The following is a 15,238-nucleotide window of genomic DNA, read 5'->3' as shown; positions in this document are numbered from 1 at the left end:
ACTGAGGGAAAATCCAGCTCGCATGGTCTCGTCATGACAGAAGCCGCCCTGGCCTCCGCCGATGCTCCTCACGCCCCCCAGGTCATCCTCCAGCTGCTCGCCAAGCTAGGCATCGCCTGCCGCGAGGTCAGCGACAGCGCGGAGCTGCCTGCCGCCCGCCGGGTCCAGGCGGTGCTGCTGGACGACGCCGTCGGCACCCTGCTGGTGCTGTTCCCGCAGAGCCAGTTGCTGGACCTCGCCCGGCTCACCGAACTGACCGGCCGCAAGCTGCTGGCGATCGAGCCCGAGCGCCTGGAACGAATGCTCGGCAAGCACGAGTTGCACCGCCTGCCGGCGTTGCCGCCCCTGACCAGTTCGCCCTGCCTGTACGACGAGCGCCTGTTGCAGGAACCGCGCCTGCTGATCGAGTCCGGCCAGCCCGGCATCCTCCTGGAGATCGCCAGCAACGACTTCCGCGGCCTGCTGGGCAAGGCCAGCGCCGCGCGCTTCGGCGAACCGCTGGAAAACATCAACCTGAACCTTGACCGCCCGGACGACGACCGCGCGGAAATCAGCCAGGCCGTGCAGGCCTTCACCGCCCGGCGCATCCAGCAGCGCCTGGAGCAGACCATCGAGATTCCACCGCTGCCGCAGACGGCGCAGAAGATCATCAAGCTGCGGGTCGACCCCAACGCCAGCGTCGACGACATCACCGGCCTGGTGGAAACCGATCCGGCGCTCGCCGCCCAGGTGGTCAGTTGGGCGGCCTCGCCCTACTACGCCGCGCCGGGCAAGATCCGCTCGGTGGAAGACGCGATCGTCCGCGTCCTCGGTTTCGACCTGGTGATCAACCTGGCCCTCGGCCTCGCCCTGGGCAAGAGCCTGAGCCTGCCCAAGGACCAGCCGCAGCAGGCCACGCCCTACTGGCAGCAGGCGATCTACACCGCCGCGGTGATCGAGGGCCTGACCCGCGCCATGCCACGCGAACTGCGCCCGGAGTCCGGCCTGAGCTACCTGGGCGGCCTGCTGCACAATTTCGGCTACCTGGTCCTGGCGCATGTCTTCCCGCCGCATTTCTCGCTGATCTGCCGGCACCTGGAGGTCAACCCGCACCTCGGCCATGCCTACATCGAACAGCACCTGCTGGGGATCACCCGCGAGCAGATCGGCGCCTGGCTGATGCGCGTCTGGGACATGCCTGACGACCTCTATTGCGCCCTGCGCTTCCAGCAGGACCCCAGCTACACCGGGCCGAACGCGGTCTACGCCAACCTGATCTGCCTGACCAACCGGTTGCTGCGCAACAGCGGCATCGGCGATGGCCCGCAGCAAGCGATTCCGGCGGCATTGTACGAGCGCCTGGGGATCACCCCGGAGAAGGCCGGGGACGCCGTGAAAAAGGTGCTGGAAGCGGAAGCGGCCCTGCGCGAACTGGCGGCCCAGTTCAATCGCTTGCCGGGATGACCGGGTAGTCCGCCGCGAAACGCACTACCGAAAGGCTGCGGCCGCAGCCCGGATGAGATCGAAAGCCGCCCTCAGGCGGCTTTCTTCTCCGGAGCCTTCTTCTTCGGCTTGAGGTACTTCACCAGACCCTGGAACCAGATCACCAGCGCCGGATTGCCCTGTATCTGGATGTCCTTGTTCTGGATGCCCTGCATGAAGGCCAACTGCGGGTTCTTCGAAGTCATCGCGGCGAAACCGTAGGCTCCGTCCTTGAACCCCAGGGAAAATGCCGGTTGCGGATGGGTACCGCGCTTGCTGCTGACGCGCAGGTCCCTGACCAGGTAGTGGCGCGTCACCTTGCCATCGAGGGTATGCAACTGGAACACCAGGTCCTTGCCCTCGAGCTGCTTCTGGAAAGCGGGATTGTCGCGGCTGGCCTTGGCCATCAGGCGACCAAGCATCCACAGGAGAAGACGAAATTTCATGCACGCGCCTCGATATCCGGGGAGATGAGCGGCGCATTGTAGCTGTTCGCGAGGAGGACTACAGCTGTCCTTTCGATGAGCGCGGAAGCGTCTTCGACGAAGCCCGGAGCCGCTCTGACTCCGGGCTCTCGGCGGTCAGTTGACCGCGTCGCGCAGGGCCTTGCCCGGCTTGAAGGCGACGGTGTTGCTGGCCTTGATCTTCACCGGCTGGCCGGTCTGCGGGTTCTTCCCCGTGCGGGCTCCGCGATGGCGTTGCAGGAAGGTGCCGAAACCGACCAGGGTCACGCTGTCCTTGCGGTTCAGCGCGCCGGTGATTTCATCCAACAGGGCGTTGAGAACGCGATTGGCCTGTTCCTTGGTGAGATCGGCCTTTTCGGCGATAGCGGCGGCTAGTTCTGGTTTACGCATAGTTGCCTCTTTGACGGTTTGTTGTTTTTGTGTCCGTGCTGTCTTCCCAGCAGCGCTCAAAGGCACCGCAGTCCACCGGAACCATAGGCTCTAGACTGCGGTAGACGCGATGGAGGATGGCATGCTCCCGAGGACTGCGCCAGTATCGTCCGACAATTTTGCCGCAAGTCTCGACGGCATAACGGCCGGAACCAATGGCATTCAAGCCATGAGGCCGGGTAACTCTTTGTTCAGGGCCAATTTTTCGTTCACCGCCGCTCCGGTCAGGGCATAACCGATCACTCGACCAGCGGTATCCCGGCACAGGACCTTGAGGTCCGTTCCAGAGCCTTCCACTAGCCATTGGCCATCCATTCCGCGCGGCGGCGGCGACACCACCAGCGGGCAGGCCGGGGTCTTCACCGTCACCGGCATGGGACCGTAGGCCACCTGGCTGGGGTTGCCAGCGAGGGTCTGCGCCAGCGCGCGTGCGCAGGCCATCAGCGGCATCACATAGAGCAGGTTGAGGCCGTCCACTTCGGCGCAGTCACCCAGCGCGTAGATGTTGGCGTGGGAGGTGCGCAGCGAGCGATCGACGACGATCCCGCGGTTGACCGCCAGCCCGGCGGCGAAGGCCAGTTCGGTGCGCGGACGCAGGCCGACGGCGGAGACCACCAGGTCGCAGGGAATCACTTCGCCATCCGAAAGATGCGCTTCCAGCCCCTCGCCGGCCTTCTTCAGGCTGGCCAGCACCGGCCCCAGGTGGAAGCGCACGCCAAGGCCTTCCAGGCCGGCCTGCACGGCCTTTGCCGCGGCCGGGTGAAGCAGGCCCGGCATGACCTGCTCGCAAGGCGCCACCACGTCGAGCTGGTAGCCGCCGCTGGAGAGGTCGTTGGCGAATTCGCAACCGATCAGCCCCGCACCGAGCAGCAGTACCCGGCGCTTGCCGGCAGCCGCCTGGCGGAAGCGCGCGTAGTCTTCCAGGTCGTTGATCGGGTAGAGCGCGTCCTGGGCATCGCCCTCGACCGGCACCCGGATCGGCTCCGCGCCCCAGGCCAGGACCAGGTCGCGATAACGCACCTCTTCCTCGCCGATCCAGATCCGCTGATGGCCCGGATCGATACCGGTGACCCGGGTATGGGTCAGGATGCGCGCGTTCAGTTGCTCGGCCATGGCGCCCGGTTCGGCCATGGCCAGGCCGTCGGCGTCCTTGTTCTTCGAGAAGCCGGTGGAGAGCATCGGCTTGGAATAGGAACGGCCGTCGTCGGCGGTGATCATCAGCAGCGGCGTCTCGCCGTCCAGCTTGCGCCACTCGCGGGCCAGGTTGTAGCCCGCCAGGCCGGTTCCGATGATTACCAGGGGCGCACGCTCGCTCATTTCCGTTCCTCTGTGATTGCCGGCGCCGGGCGCCGCTTCTGTGGATTTCGCTCAGGCGATCTCGATCATCTCGAAATCGATCTTGCCGACACCGCAGTCCGGGCAGACCCAGTCCGCCGGGATGTCCTCCCAACGGGTTCCCGCCGGAATGCCTTCTTCGGGCAGGCCCAGGGCTTCGTCGTAGATGAAGCCGCAGACCACGCATTGCCACTTGCGCATAGCCACCCTCCTCGTTCGTCGAACCTAGCTCAGCGTCGGTGGCCGGCCAACGGCAAGGCTGCCGGGCGTTCCCGGCAGGACAGTCAATGACCGGACCCAAGCCCCAAGGATAACCCCTGGACGGCCGCTGGCCAGGCATGAAAAAAGGCGGCCAGGGCCGCCTTCTTCGCCGGCGAGCGGGGCTCAGCCGATTTCGATCATCTCGAAGTCCAGCTTGCCGACGCCGCAGTCGGGGCACAGCCAGTCTTCAGGCACGTCTTCCCAGCGCGTTCCCGCCTCGATGCCTTCTTCCGGCCAGCCTTTGGCCTCGTCATAGATCAGTCCACACACCACGCATTGCCACTTCTTCATTGTTTACCTCGGGCGGGTTACCACGGTTCAGCGCCGGCAACCTATAACAAATCCACCCTGTCCGCCAACCTGCCCGAAAGGCAAGGTGGTGCCGAACGGGCCAACCAAAGATGGGTGGTGCCCACCGGTCGCCTCACAGCCCCTCGGCTCCGATCCGCGCCACCTGGGCGTCCTCTTCGGCGCGTACGCCGGAAACCCCGACCGCGCCGACCACCTGTCCGTCCACCAGGATCGGCACGCCGCCCTCCAGGGTGGCCTGCAGCAGCGGCACCGAGAGGAAGGCACTGCGTCCGCCGTTGATCATATCCTCGTAGCGCTTCGTTTCCCGGCGTCCGAGGGCGGCGCTGCGGGCCTTTTCCGTCGCGATGTAGGCACCGATCGGCGCGCAGCCGTCGAGGCGCTCCAGCGCCAGCGGGTGGCCGCCGTCGTCGACCACCGCGATGCTCACCGCCCAGCCTTGGCGCTGTGCCTCCTCGCGGGCCGCGCCAAGGACGCGGGCGACCTCCTCGCGGCCGAGTACCGGCTTGCTGTGCATGGTTTCACTCTCCTCCGGGCAAGGCCTGGTCTAGCAGCTCGATCCAGTGGCGTACCGAGGTCCGTCCGGCCCCGTCGAGATGGGCCTGGCAACCGACGTTGGCCGTGGCGATGACATCCGGCGCGCCGCTTTCCAGGGCGTCCAGGCGGTTGTCGCGCAGACGCCGGGACAGCGCCGGCTGGGTCAGCGAGTAGGTGCCGGCGGACCCGCAGCAGAGATGACCGTCGGCCACCTCGGTGAGATGGAAGCCCAGTCGCCGCAGCACCGCCTCCACGGCCCCGCCCAGTCGTTGCGCGTGCTGCAGTGTGCATGGGCAGTGGAACGCCAGGCGCTGGTCGCAGCGCAGGCCGAGGGACTCCAGCGGCTCGTCGCGAAGCACTTCCACCAGGTCGCGGGCAGCGGCGGCGACCTCGCGCGCCTTGTCCGCGTACCGTGGGTCGTCGCGCAGCAGGTAGGCGTAGTCCTTGACGAAGGCGCCGCAGCCGCTGGCGGTCTGCACGATGGCCTCGGCACCCTCGCGCAGCAACGGCCACCAGGCGTCGATATTGCGCCGCGCGCGCTGGCGGCCGCGCTCCTGCGCATCCAAGTGGAAATCCAGCGCGCCACAGCAGCCGGCCGCGGCCGCCGGCGTCACGCTGATTCCCAGGCGGTCCAGAACCCGCGCGGCGGCGGCGTTGGTGTTCGGCGACAGCGCCGGCTGCACGCAACCTTCGAGCAGCAGCACGCGCCGCGCATGCCGGGGCTGCGGCCGCCTGCCCGGCGCCGCGACCCGACGTGGCAGCTTGCCCTGCATCGCCTCAGGCAGCAGAGGCCTCAGCCGCCCGGCAGCGCCGGCCAGCGCGCCGAACAACCCCGGGCGCGGGGCCAGCAGGCGCAGCCCGTCGCGCAGCAGGCGTTGCCGGAAGCCGCGCGGCAGGCGTTCGGCGAGGAGGTCGCGGCCGATATCCAGCAGCTTGTGGTACTCGACTCCGGACGGGCAGGTGGTTTCGCAGTTGCGGCAGCTCAGGCAGCGATCGAGGTGCAGGCGGGTGCGCTCGCTGGCCTCGTCGCGCTCGAGGAACTGCTTGATCAGGTAGATCCGTCCGCGCGGGCCGTCGAGTTCGTCGCCCAGCTCCTGGTAGGTCGGGCAGGTGGCGTTGCAGAAACCGCAGTGCACGCAGCTGCGCAGGATGCGCTCGGCTTCGGCGGCCTCGGCGCGTTGCCGGGCGGAATCGCAGAGGTTGGTTTGCATCGCGCCTCCTCAGAGTTCGGCGTACATCCGCCCGGGATTGAAGATGCCCTGCGGGTCGAGCTGGCGTTTGAGTGCCCGGTGCAGGCCGAGCAGTCCAGGCGGTAGCGGCTGGAACGGCGCATCGAGATGGCCGGCGCGGTAGCAGGTGGCGTGGCCGCCATGGGCGGCGGTCCACGCGCGGATGTCCGCGGCCGGCGCGTCGCTCTTCAGCCAGCGCAGCGCCCCGCCCCAGTCCAGCAACTGACGACCGGGCAACGGCGTCTCCGGCGCCAGCGCCGGCAGCGACAGGCGCCAGAGCGGTCGCGGGTCGTCGAAGAACGGCAGGCGCTGCTCGCGCAGGTCGGCCCAGAAGCCGTCCTCGAGCGCTTCGCCACCGAGGCGGTCGCGCGCCGAGCGTACCGAGCCCTCACCGCCCTCCAGGCGCAGGCGCAGGGCTTCGCCGTCGTGGCAGGCCGCACTGATCGGCAATGGCTGGCCTCCCCACTCGGCCAGCTTGCGCAACGCCGTCGCCACCGGCAGGTCCAGGCTCAGGCCGGCCTGGCAGCGCGGCATGGGCAGCACCTTGAAGGACACTTCGGTGACCACCCCGAGGCAACCGAAGCTGCCCGCCAGCAACCGCGACAGGTCGTAGCCGGCGACGTTCTTCATCACCTCGCCGCCGAAGCGCAGGTGGGTGCCCAGGCCACTGATCAGCCGCGTGCCGAGGACGAAATCGCGTACCGCTCCCGCCCAGGGCCGGCGCGGTCCGGACAGACCGCTGGCGAGCACCCCGCCGACCGTCGCCCGGCCGCCGAAACCCGGCGCCTCGCAGGCAAGCATCTGCCCGCCGCGCGCCAGCACGGCCTGTAGCTCGTCCAGCGGCGTACCGGCACGGGCGGTGATCACCAGTTCGCAGGGATCGTAGGCGACGATCCCGCGGTGTTCGGCGAGCGCCAGCGGTTCGCCCGCGACCGGCCTGCCGAGGAACGCCTTGCTATCGCCGCCGACGATGCGCAGCGGGACGCGCCGCGCCAGGGCGTCGCGGACCCGCTCGAGCAGCGCGCCGGCATGGTCGGCGCCAGCGTCCGGATCGAAATACGGCTGGCTCATCAGAAACGCTCCAGTTCGGGGAACGGCAGTCGACCGTGGTGGACGTGCATGGCGCCGAACTCGGCGCAGCGATGCAGGGTGGGCACGTTCTTGCCGGGATTGAGCAGCCCGGCCGGGTCGAACGCCGCCTTCACGGCGTGGAACAGGGTCAGCTCGTCGGCATTGAACTGAGCGCACATCTGGTTGATCTTCTCGCGGCCGACGCCATGTTCGCCGGTGATGCTGCCGCCTACCGCCACGCACAACTCGAGGATCCTGCCGCCCAGCGCTTCGGCGCGCTCCAGCTCGCCCGGCAGGTTGGCGTCGAAGAGGATCAGCGGGTGCATGTTGCCGTCGCCGGCGTGGAATACGTTGGCCACCCGCAGGCCATATTCGCGCGAAAGCTCGGCGATGCCATGCAGCACCCGCGGCAGCTCGCGGCGCGGGATGCTGCCGTCCATGCAGTAGTAATCGGGGGAAATCCGCCCGACCGCCGGAAACGCATTCTTGCGCCCGGCCCAGAAGCGCTGGCGCTCGGCCTCGTCTTGGGCCTGTCGCACCGAGGTGGAGCCAGCCGCCTCGAACAGCTCGCGGACCCGCTCGCAATCCTCGTGCACGTCGGCTTCCACGCCATCCAGTTCGCAGAGCAGGATCGCCGCCGCGTCGACCGGATAGCCGGCATGGATGAAGTCCTCGGCGGCGCGGATCGACAGGTTGTCCATCATTTCCAGCCCGGCCGGGACGATGCCGGCACCGATCAGGTCGGCCACCGCCCGCCCGGCGCTTTCCACATCGTCGAAGCTGGCCAGCAGGACCTTCGCCACCGGCGGGCGCGGCAACAGCCTGACGGTGACCTCCACCACCACGCCGAGCAGCCCTTCGGAGCCGGTGAACAGCGCCAGCAGGTCGAAGCCGGCGCTGTCCAGGGCGCTGGACCCCAGGCTCAGGCGCTCGCCTTCCAGGGTCACGATGTCCACCTGCAACAGGTTGTGCACGGTCAGGCCGTACTTCAGGCAATGCACGCCGCCGGCGTTCTCCGCGACGTTGCCGCCGATGGAGCAGGCGATCTGCGAGGACGGGTCCGGTGCGTAGTACAGACCATGAGGGGCAGCGGCCTGGGAGATCGCCAGGTTGCGCACGCCAGGCTGGACCCGGGCGAAACGACCCAGCGGATCGATCTCGAGGATCCGCCGGAAACGCGCCATCACCAGCAGCACGCCGTTCTCCAGCGGCAGCGCGCCGCCGGACAGGCCGGTGCCGGCACCGCGCGCCACGACCGGCACCTTCAGCCGATGGCAGAGGGCGAGCAGGCCCTGAACCTGTTCGATGCGTTCCGGCAATGCCACCAGCAACGGCGTGCAGCGATACGCCGAGAGTCCGTCGCACTCGTAGGGACGCAGGTCTTCCGCGGCGTGCAGCAGTTCGAGGTCGGGCAGGCGGAGGCGCAACTCGGCCAGCAGGCCATCCTTGTCCACCTGCGGCAGCGGACCGTCCAGACGCTCGTCGTAGAGGATGTTCATGGCGGCTGTCCTTGTTGTGGTTGTCGGCGGGATCAGCAAGCGTCCACAGCCTGTACCGCGCGGACGCCGGGGTCCAGCAGGCGTCTAACTGGTCCTACCAGTATCACCAGGAGCCATGGGCATGAGGCGCATGCTAGAAAGTCCCTGAGCTTCTATAGTGAGTAACGACAGCCAACTGGTCCTACCAGTGCAACGGGAGCTTCCATGCAGAAACAGCGGGTGGCCGACCAGGTCGCAGAGCGTATCGAGCGGCTGATCGTCGACGGCGTGCTCAAGGTCGGCCAGGCACTGCCGTCCGAGCGGCGCCTGGTGGCCAAGCTCGGCTGCTCGCGCTCGGCCCTGCGCGAGGGCCTGCGGGCGCTGCGCGGGCGCGGCATCATCGATACCGAGCATGGCCGTGGGTCGTTCGTCGCCGATCTCGACCGCAACGCCGACGCCAGCCCGCTGATGCACCTGTTCGGCTCCCAGCCGCGCACCCTCTACGACCTGCTCGAAGTCCGCGCCCTGCTGGAGGGCGAGGCGGCCCGCCTGGCAGCGCTACGCGGCACCGAGGCAGACTTCGTCCTGCTCGCCCGGCGCTACGAAGAGATGCTCGCCAGCCACGAGGAAACCCAGCCGATCGATCCCCGCGAGCACGCCCGCCGCGACCACGCGTTCCACCGGGCGATCAGCGAGGCATCGCACAATCCGGTGCTGGTGCATACCCTGCAATCGCTCAACGAACTGCTGCTGAGCACGGTATTCGCCTCGGTGAACAACCTCTATCACCGGCCGCCGCAGAAACGCCAGATCGACCGCCAGCACGCGCGCCTCTACGCGGCCCTCCGCGAGCGCCAGCCGGACCAGGCGCAACGGGCGGCGCGCGAACATATCCACAGCATCCGCGACAACCTGCGGGAGATCGAGCAGGAAGAACAGCGCCTGGTCCGCGCCACCCTGCGCCTGAACGGCTGGGGGTGACGCGCCACCGCGTCGCAGACCGGCCGCCGACCGAACGTGCTACCCTCGCCGCCTTCTGCCGCCGTCTCGTAGTCCCGTCATGCCCAGCAATGCGCTCTGGCTTCGCGCCGACCAACTGTCCAGCGTCTCCCCCGCCGTCCTCGACTGGCTGTTCGACGAAGGGTCGCTGACCCGGCGCCTGACCGCCCTGGCCGACGGCGCGTTCCGCGTCGAACCCCTGCTGGAAGGCTGGCAGACCCTGCGCGACGACGAATGCCAGGGGCTCGACGTCCCTCCCGGCAGTAGCGGCTGGGTCCGCGAGGTCTACCTGCATGGCCACGACCGTCCCTGGGTGTTCGCCCGCAGCGTGGCGGCGCGCAGCGCCCTGGAAGGCTCGGGCTTCGACCTGGCGCTGCTCGGCACCCGCTCGCTGGGCGAGTTGCTGTTCAGCGACAGCGCCTTCGAGCGCGGGCCCATCGAAGTCTGCCGCTATCCGGCGGCCGGTCTGCCCGCCGAGGTCCGCGCCGAGGGTCTCTGGGGCCGTCGCTCACGGTTTTCCCGCGGCGCGCTCGGGGTGCTGGTGGCGGAGGTATTCCTACCGAGCCTGTGGGACCAGGCGGGAATCGCCGACGTATAATCCCCCGGTCGACTCCGGAGGTCCCCATGTTCGTCACCCTGATCAAGCCGCTGGCCCGCCTGCACCCCCGCGCCTGGGACTTCGTCCAACTGGTGCGGCTGGACCGGCCGATCGGCATCTACCTGCTGCTCTGGCCGACCCTCTGGTCGCTGTGGATCGCCGCGGACGGCGTGCCGGAGCTGAAGAACCTGCTGATCTTCGTCCTCGGCGTCATCCTGATGCGCGCCGCCGGCTGCGTGATCAACGATTTCGCCGACCGCAATTTCGACGGGCACGTCGCACGCACCAAGGCGCGCCCGCTGGCCACCGGCAAGATCAGCGTGCGCGAGGCCTGGATCACCTTCGCCGTCCTGGTCGCGCTGAGCTTCGGCCTGGTCCTGCTGACCAACGCAACGACCGTCTGGCTATCGTTCGGCGCGGTAGCCGTGGCCTCGCTCTACCCCTTCATGAAGCGCTACACCTACTATCCGCAGGTGGTGCTGGGCGCCGCCTATTCCTGGGGCATCCTGATGGCCTTCACCGCCGAGCGCGGTGAACTGCCGGCCAGCGCCTGGCTGCTGTTCCTGGCCAACGTGCTGTGGACGGTCGCCTACGACTCCTACTACGCGATGACCGACCGCGAGGACGACCTGAAGATCGGTATCAAGTCCACCGCGATCCTCTTCGGCGATGCCGACCGCCTGATCATCGGCAGCCTGCAGGGCCTGACCCTGCTCCTGCTGGCGCTGGCCGGCAGCCGCTTCGAACTGGGCCTGTGCTTCTACCTCGGCCTGGCGGTGGCGGCGGCCTGCTTCGTCTGGGAAGCCTGGTCGACCCGCGACCGCGACCCGCAGGCCTGCTTCCGCGCCTTCCTGCACAACCACTGGGCTGGCCTGGCGATCTTCCTCGGCACGGTCGCCGACTACGCGCTGCGTTGAGCGGCGCGCAGGCCGGCGACCGTCTAGTCCATGTCCGGCTGGGCGACGTGCCAGGCGCCCATCTTGCCGTCACCGTTCTTGTCACCAGGCTTCTTGTCCTGGATGAAGGTATAAAGGGGCTTGCCGTAGTAGGCCCACTGCTGGGTGCCGTCCTCGCGAGCGACCAGGCTCCAGTCGCCGCTGGCCTGCGCTCCCTGGGCCGCTGCCAGCGGCGGCCAGTTCTTCGCGCACTGCCCGGAACAGGCGGATTGCCCTTCACTGTCCTTGTCGTAGGTATAGAGCGTCATGCCCTTGCCATCGACCAGCACGCCGTCCTTCTCGGTGGCCGGCGCCACCGTTTCCTGGGCCAGCGCGGCGAACGCCGGCAGGGCCAGCGCCAGACCCAGCGCCAGGTGGATTCTGTTCATCGCGTCTCTCTCCTGTGTCTTCAGGTGGAGCGTTCGCCGCCCGCAGGGACGGCACCGGAACCTGTTGAGCATAGCCCCGCCGCGGGCAGTCGGCGGAAACTACGCCGTTGTGTCACATACCTGACACAATTTCGTTATCTAATGCGGCGCAAGACAGATCGACCCGAGGCAAGACCATGGTTGGCAAGACAATCCTCATCGTTGATGACGAAGCACCGATTCGCGAGATGATCGCCGTGACCCTGGAGATGGCCGGCTACGAGTGCCTGGAGGCGGAAAATACCCAGCAGGCGCACGCGGTGATCGTCGACCGCAAGCCGGACCTGATCCTGCTCGACTGGATGCTCCCCGGCACTTCCGGCATCGAACTGGCGCGACGCCTGAAGCGTGACGAACTGACCGTCGACATCCCGATCATCATGCTCACCGCCAAGGGCGAGGAGGACAACAAGATCCAGGGCCTGGAGGTCGGCGCCGACGACTACATCACCAAGCCGTTCTCGCCCCGCGAGCTGGTCGCCCGCCTGAAGGCCGTGCTGCGCCGCACCGGGCCTGGCGACAGCGAGGCGCCGATCGAGGTTGGCGGCCTGCTGCTGGACCCGATCAGCCACCGCGTGACCATCGACGGCAAGCCGGCCGAGATGGGCCCCACCGAGTACCGCCTGCTGCAGTTCTTCATGACTCACCAGGAACGCGCCTATACCCGCGGCCAACTGCTGGACCAGGTCTGGGGCGGCAACGTCTATGTCGAGGAGCGCACCGTCGACGTGCATATCCGCCGCCTGCGCAAGGCGCTCGGCGAGGTCTACGAAAATCTGGTTCAGACTGTCCGCGGGACCGGCTATCGTTTCTCCACCAAGAGCTGACCCCGCGCCCGGCCGCCCGGCGGCCGGAGTCGTTTCCCCTGGACGGTCCGTGACGGACCGCCACTGGACAGGATGCAATCCGTCGTGAACCAAGACTGGCGTGGAGCGCTGATCCGCCACCTGCTTCTCATGCTGGCCGCCAGCCTCGTGCTCGGCGTGGTCAGCGGCCATTACGGCTGGGCCCTGGCCCTCGGCCTGGCTCTCTACCTCGGCTGGACCCTCTGGCAGCTACTGCGCCTGCACCAGTGGCTGCGCAACCACCAGCCAGACGAGCCACCGCCGGACAGCTACGGCCTCTGGGGCGAAGTCTTCGACAATATCTACCACCTGCAACGCCGCAACCAGCGCGCCCGTGGCCGCCTGCAGGCGGTGATCGACCGGATCCAGGAGTCCACCGCGGCGCTGCGTGACGCGGTGATCATGCTCGACAGCGACGGCAATCTGGAATGGTGGAACCTCGCCGCGGAAAACCTGCTCGGCCTGAAGACCCCGCAGGACGGCGGCCAGCCGGTGAGCAACCTGATCCGCCATCCGCGCTTCAAGGAATACTTCGACCAGGAGGATTACCGCGAGCCGCTGGAAATCCCCTCGCCGATCAACGAGCGCCTGCGCCTGCAATTCCACATCACCCTCTACGGCAACCGCGAGCACCTGATGCTGGTCCGCGACGTCACCCGCGTCCACCAGCTGGAGCAGATGCGCAAGGACTTCGTGGCCAACGTCTCCCACGAGCTGCGCACGCCGCTGACGGTGATCGCCGGCTACCTGGAGACCCTCCTCGACAACGTCGAGGATGTGAACCCGCGCTGGCTGCGCGCCCTGCAACAGATGCAGCAGCAGGCCGGACGCATGCAGAACCTGCTCAACGACCTGCTCCTGCTGGCCAAGCTGGAGGCCACCGAATACCCCGGCGACAACAAGCCGGTGGCGGTGGACGCTCTCCTCGCCAGCATCCGCAACGACGCCCAGGCCCTGTCCGCCGGGCGCAACCACCGCATCAGCCTGGACGCCACACCCGCGGTGCAGCTCAAGGGGAGCGAGGCGGAACTGCGCAGCGCCTTCTCCAACCTGGTATTCAACGCGGTGAAGTACACCCCCGACGAGGGCGAGATCCGCATCCGCTGGTGGGCCGACGAACAGGGCGCGCACCTGTCGGTGCAGGACACCGGTATCGGCGTCGATCCCAAGCACCTGCCGCGCCTGACCGAGCGCTTCTACCGGGTGGACTCCAGCCGCGCCTCCAACACCGGCGGCACCGGCCTCGGCCTGGCCATCGTCAAGCACGTGCTGATCCGCCACCGCGCGCGCCTGGAAATCAGCAGCGTGCCCGGCAAGGGCAGCACCTTCACCTGCCATTTCGCCCCGGCACAGGTCGCCGAGGCCGAGCGCAAGGCGTCGAAGTGAGCCTCGTCGCGGTGCCGCGCCGCCGGCGTCGGCACGGCCAAGGCTTGCAAGCGACGACACAGCCCCTCATTCTTAAGGGCCTTTTGGCTACCGCACACCCCCATGGACCCTTCTCCTAGTACCAGCATCGCCACCTATTTCGCCGATGCCGGCCTGATCCTCTTTGCGCTTTTCCTCGTCCTGCTCAACGGCTTCTTCGTCGCCGCCGAGTTCGCCATGGTCAAGCTCCGCGCCACCCGCGTGGAAACCATCGCCAAGCAGCACGGCTGGCGCGGCGCCATCCTGCGCAAGGTACACAACCAGCTGGACGCCTACCTGTCCGCCTGCCAGCTGGGCATCACCCTGGCCTCCCTGGGCCTGGGCTGGGTCGGCGAGCCGGCCTTCGCCGAACTCCTGGAACCGCTGCTGGCGATGATCGGCGTGCATTCCGACGAACTGATCCGCGGTATCTCCTTCTTCACCGCGTTCTTCATCATTTCCTACCTGCACATCGTGGTCGGCGAGCTGGCGCCCAAGTCCTGGGCGATCCGCAAGCCGGAACTGCTGTCGCTGTGGACGGCGGTGCCGCTGTACCTCTTCTACTGGCTGATGTACCCGGCGATCTGGCTGCTCAACGCCAGCGCCAACGCCATCCTCAAGATCGCCGGCCAGGGCGAGCCCGGCCCGCACCACGAGCATCACTACAGCCGCGACGAACTGAAGCTGATTCTCCACTCCAGCCGCGCCCAGGACCCCAGCGACCAGGGCATGCGCGTGCTGGCCTCGGCGGTGGAGCTGGGCGAGCTGGAGGTGGTCGACTGGGCCAACTCCCGCGAAGACCTGGTCTACCTCGAGCACGACGCGCCGCTGGCGGACATCCTCGCGGTGATCCGCCGCCACAAGTACAGCCGCTACCCGGTCTGGGACAGCCACAAGGGCGAGTTCATCGGCCTGCTGCACATCAAGGACCTGCTGCTGGCACTGTCCGCCCTGGACAGCCTGCCGGAGACCTTCGACCTCGACGAACTGGTGCGCCCGCTGGAGATCGTCACCAAGCACACCCCGCTGTCGCGCCTGCTGGAGCAGTTCCGCAAGGGCGGCGCGCACTTCGCCGTGGTGGAAGAGGCCGATCACAAGGTGGTCGGCTTCCTGACCATGGAGGACGTGCTGGAAGTGCTGGTCGGCGACATCCAGGACGAACACCGCAAGACCGAGCGCGGCATCCTCGCCTACCAGCCGGGCAAGCTGCTGGTGCGCGGCGACACACCGCTGTTCAAGCTCGAGCGCCTGCTCGGCATCGACCTCGATCATGTCGAGGCGGACACTCTCGCCGGGCTGGTCTACGACACCCTGAAGCGGGTGCCGGAGGAAGAGGAAGTCCTCGACACCGAGGGCCTGCGGATCATCGTGAAGAAGATGCGCGGTCCGAAGATCGTCCTGGCCAAGGTGGTCAAGCTCGACTGAGACGAGCCGGCGCCGCCACGGCGCCGGTGA

At 67.9% G+C, this 15,238-nt stretch carries 17 protein-coding genes; 7 read left to right on the top strand and 10 right to left on the bottom strand.

Annotated features, from left to right (window positions below; all coding sequences use genetic code 11):
• Positions 1-33 precede the first annotated feature (33 nt).
• Positions 34-1,443, top strand: a complete 1,410-nt coding sequence (locus tag FOC67_RS27160; RefSeq protein ID WP_003136268.1) for an aminoacyl-tRNA deacylase and HDOD domain-containing protein — start codon at positions 34-36, stop codon at positions 1,441-1,443.
• Between the two features lie 71 nt (positions 1,444-1,514).
• Here FOC67_RS27160 and FOC67_RS27155 read toward each other — a convergent pair whose 3' ends face one another.
• The 9 genes from FOC67_RS27155 to glcD form a co-directional block, all read right to left on the bottom strand.
• Positions 1,515-1,907: a hypothetical protein gene (locus FOC67_RS27155; RefSeq protein WP_009314527.1), complete on the bottom strand. Its 393-nt coding sequence runs from the start codon at positions 1,905-1,907 to the stop codon at positions 1,515-1,517.
• Positions 1,908-2,042: 135 nt separating this feature from the next.
• Positions 2,043-2,315: an HU family DNA-binding protein gene (locus FOC67_RS27150; RefSeq protein ID WP_003096630.1), complete on the bottom strand. Its 273-nt coding sequence runs from the start codon at positions 2,313-2,315 to the stop codon at positions 2,043-2,045.
• Between the two features lie 201 nt (positions 2,316-2,516).
• A complete protein-coding gene (gene alkT / locus FOC67_RS27145; protein WP_003114369.1) occupies positions 2,517-3,671 on the bottom strand; it encodes a rubredoxin-NAD(+) reductase AlkT in 1,155 nt (384 codons plus the stop codon).
• A gap of 51 nt (positions 3,672-3,722) precedes the next feature.
• Positions 3,723-3,890 carry a rubredoxin gene (locus FOC67_RS27140; protein WP_003098329.1) on the bottom strand — a complete coding sequence of 56 codons (168 nt, stop codon included), beginning with the start codon at positions 3,888-3,890 and terminating at the stop codon, positions 3,723-3,725.
• Between the two features lie 183 nt (positions 3,891-4,073).
• Positions 4,074-4,241: a rubredoxin gene (locus FOC67_RS27135; RefSeq protein ID WP_003098330.1), complete on the bottom strand. Its 168-nt coding sequence runs from the start codon at positions 4,239-4,241 to the stop codon at positions 4,074-4,076.
• 133 nt (positions 4,242-4,374) lie between these two features.
• Positions 4,375-4,776 (bottom strand): heme-binding protein, encoded by a 402-nt coding sequence (locus FOC67_RS27130; protein WP_003096637.1) that lies wholly within the window; start codon positions 4,774-4,776, stop codon positions 4,375-4,377.
• 4 nt (positions 4,777-4,780) lie between these two features.
• Positions 4,781-6,007, bottom strand: coding sequence for a glycolate oxidase subunit GlcF (gene glcF, locus FOC67_RS27125; protein ID WP_174707757.1), 1,227 nt, complete (start codon positions 6,005-6,007; stop codon positions 4,781-4,783).
• Positions 6,008-6,016: 9 nt separating this feature from the next.
• Positions 6,017-7,096 (bottom strand): glycolate oxidase subunit GlcE, encoded by a 1,080-nt coding sequence (gene glcE, locus FOC67_RS27120; RefSeq protein ID WP_009314537.1) that lies wholly within the window; start codon positions 7,094-7,096, stop codon positions 6,017-6,019.
• Positions 7,096-8,595 (bottom strand): glycolate oxidase subunit GlcD, encoded by a 1,500-nt coding sequence (gene glcD, locus FOC67_RS27115; protein ID WP_009314538.1) that lies wholly within the window; start codon positions 8,593-8,595, stop codon positions 7,096-7,098. Before glcD ends, glcE begins: the two co-directional genes overlap by 1 nt.
• 204 nt (positions 8,596-8,799) lie before the next feature.
• Here glcD and glcC point away from each other — a divergent pair, with 204 nt between their 5' ends.
• The 3 genes from glcC to ubiA all read left to right on the top strand — a co-directional run bounded on the left by glcC (position 8,800) and on the right by ubiA (position 11,088).
• Positions 8,800-9,555, top strand: a complete 756-nt coding sequence (gene glcC, locus FOC67_RS27110; protein WP_003096643.1) for a transcriptional regulator GlcC — start codon at positions 8,800-8,802, stop codon at positions 9,553-9,555.
• A gap of 79 nt (positions 9,556-9,634) precedes the next feature.
• A complete protein-coding gene (locus FOC67_RS27105; protein WP_009314539.1) occupies positions 9,635-10,171 on the top strand; it encodes a chorismate lyase in 537 nt (178 codons plus the stop codon).
• 26 nt (positions 10,172-10,197) lie between these two features.
• Positions 10,198-11,088, top strand: coding sequence for a 4-hydroxybenzoate octaprenyltransferase (ubiA, locus tag FOC67_RS27100; RefSeq protein WP_009314540.1), 891 nt, complete (start codon positions 10,198-10,200; stop codon positions 11,086-11,088).
• 23 nt (positions 11,089-11,111) lie between these two features.
• On the opposite strand, the gene FOC67_RS27095 is transcribed toward ubiA, so the two are convergent.
• On the bottom strand, positions 11,112-11,495 hold the full coding sequence (locus FOC67_RS27095; RefSeq protein ID WP_003096652.1) for a hypothetical protein: 384 nt from the start codon (positions 11,493-11,495) through the stop codon (positions 11,112-11,114).
• Between the two features lie 176 nt (positions 11,496-11,671).
• Between FOC67_RS27095 and phoB the strand changes: the two genes are divergently transcribed.
• The 3 genes from phoB (at position 11,672) to FOC67_RS27080 (ending at position 15,208) form a co-directional block, all read left to right on the top strand.
• Complete coding sequence (phoB, locus tag FOC67_RS27090; protein ID WP_009314541.1) at positions 11,672-12,361, top strand: phosphate regulon transcriptional regulator PhoB; 690 nt, start codon at positions 11,672-11,674, stop codon at positions 12,359-12,361.
• 72 nt (positions 12,362-12,433) lie between these two features.
• Positions 12,434-13,765 (top strand): phosphate regulon sensor histidine kinase PhoR, encoded by a 1,332-nt coding sequence (gene phoR, locus FOC67_RS27085; RefSeq protein ID WP_009314542.1) that lies wholly within the window; start codon positions 12,434-12,436, stop codon positions 13,763-13,765.
• A 102-nt stretch (positions 13,766-13,867) separates the two neighbouring features.
• Positions 13,868-15,208, top strand: a complete 1,341-nt coding sequence (locus FOC67_RS27080; RefSeq protein WP_003096655.1) for a hemolysin family protein — start codon at positions 13,868-13,870, stop codon at positions 15,206-15,208.
• Positions 15,209-15,238: the final 30 nt, after the last annotated feature.

The sequence above is a fragment of the Pseudomonas sp. FDAARGOS_761 genome (genome assembly GCF_013343155.1).
In the GTDB taxonomy this organism is placed as follows: Bacteria; Pseudomonadota; Gammaproteobacteria; order Pseudomonadales; family Pseudomonadaceae; genus Pseudomonas; species Pseudomonas aeruginosa.
The sequence above is the reverse complement of the archived record's forward strand: the minus strand, read 5'-3'. Positions and strand labels throughout refer to the sequence as shown.

Coding starts and splice junctions, on each gene's coding strand:
- FOC67_RS27130 (WP_003096637.1), bottom strand. CDS start 4,776: ATGCACAGCAAGCCGGTACTCGGCCGCGAGGAGGTCGCCCGCGTCCTT.
- ubiA (WP_009314540.1), top strand. CDS start 10,198: ATGTTCGTCACCCTGATCAAGCCGCTGGCCCGCCTGCACCCCCGCGCC.
- FOC67_RS27095 (WP_003096652.1), bottom strand. CDS start 11,495: ATGAACAGAATCCACCTGGCGCTGGGTCTGGCGCTGGCCCTGCCGGCG.
- glcD (WP_009314538.1), bottom strand. CDS start 8,595: ATGAACATCCTCTACGACGAGCGTCTGGACGGTCCGCTGCCGCAGGTG.
- FOC67_RS27155 (WP_009314527.1), bottom strand. CDS start 1,907: ATGAAATTTCGTCTTCTCCTGTGGATGCTTGGTCGCCTGATGGCCAAG.
- glcC (WP_003096643.1), top strand. CDS start 8,800: ATGCAGAAACAGCGGGTGGCCGACCAGGTCGCAGAGCGTATCGAGCGG.
- phoR (WP_009314542.1), top strand. CDS start 12,434: ATGCAATCCGTCGTGAACCAAGACTGGCGTGGAGCGCTGATCCGCCAC.
- phoB (WP_009314541.1), top strand. CDS start 11,672: ATGGTTGGCAAGACAATCCTCATCGTTGATGACGAAGCACCGATTCGC.
- glcF (WP_174707757.1), bottom strand. CDS start 6,007: ATGCAAACCAACCTCTGCGATTCCGCCCGGCAACGCGCCGAGGCCGCC.
- FOC67_RS27135 (WP_003098330.1), bottom strand. CDS start 4,241: ATGAAGAAGTGGCAATGCGTGGTGTGTGGACTGATCTATGACGAGGCC.
- FOC67_RS27105 (WP_009314539.1), top strand. CDS start 9,635: ATGCCCAGCAATGCGCTCTGGCTTCGCGCCGACCAACTGTCCAGCGTC.
- alkT (WP_003114369.1), bottom strand. CDS start 3,671: ATGAGCGAGCGTGCGCCCCTGGTAATCATCGGAACCGGCCTGGCGGGC.
- FOC67_RS27080 (WP_003096655.1), top strand. CDS start 13,868: ATGGACCCTTCTCCTAGTACCAGCATCGCCACCTATTTCGCCGATGCC.
- FOC67_RS27140 (WP_003098329.1), bottom strand. CDS start 3,890: ATGCGCAAGTGGCAATGCGTGGTCTGCGGCTTCATCTACGACGAAGCC.
- FOC67_RS27160 (WP_003136268.1), top strand. CDS start 34: ATGACAGAAGCCGCCCTGGCCTCCGCCGATGCTCCTCACGCCCCCCAG.
- FOC67_RS27150 (WP_003096630.1), bottom strand. CDS start 2,315: ATGCGTAAACCAGAACTAGCCGCCGCTATCGCCGAAAAGGCCGATCTC.
- glcE (WP_009314537.1), bottom strand. CDS start 7,096: ATGAGCCAGCCGTATTTCGATCCGGACGCTGGCGCCGACCATGCCGGC.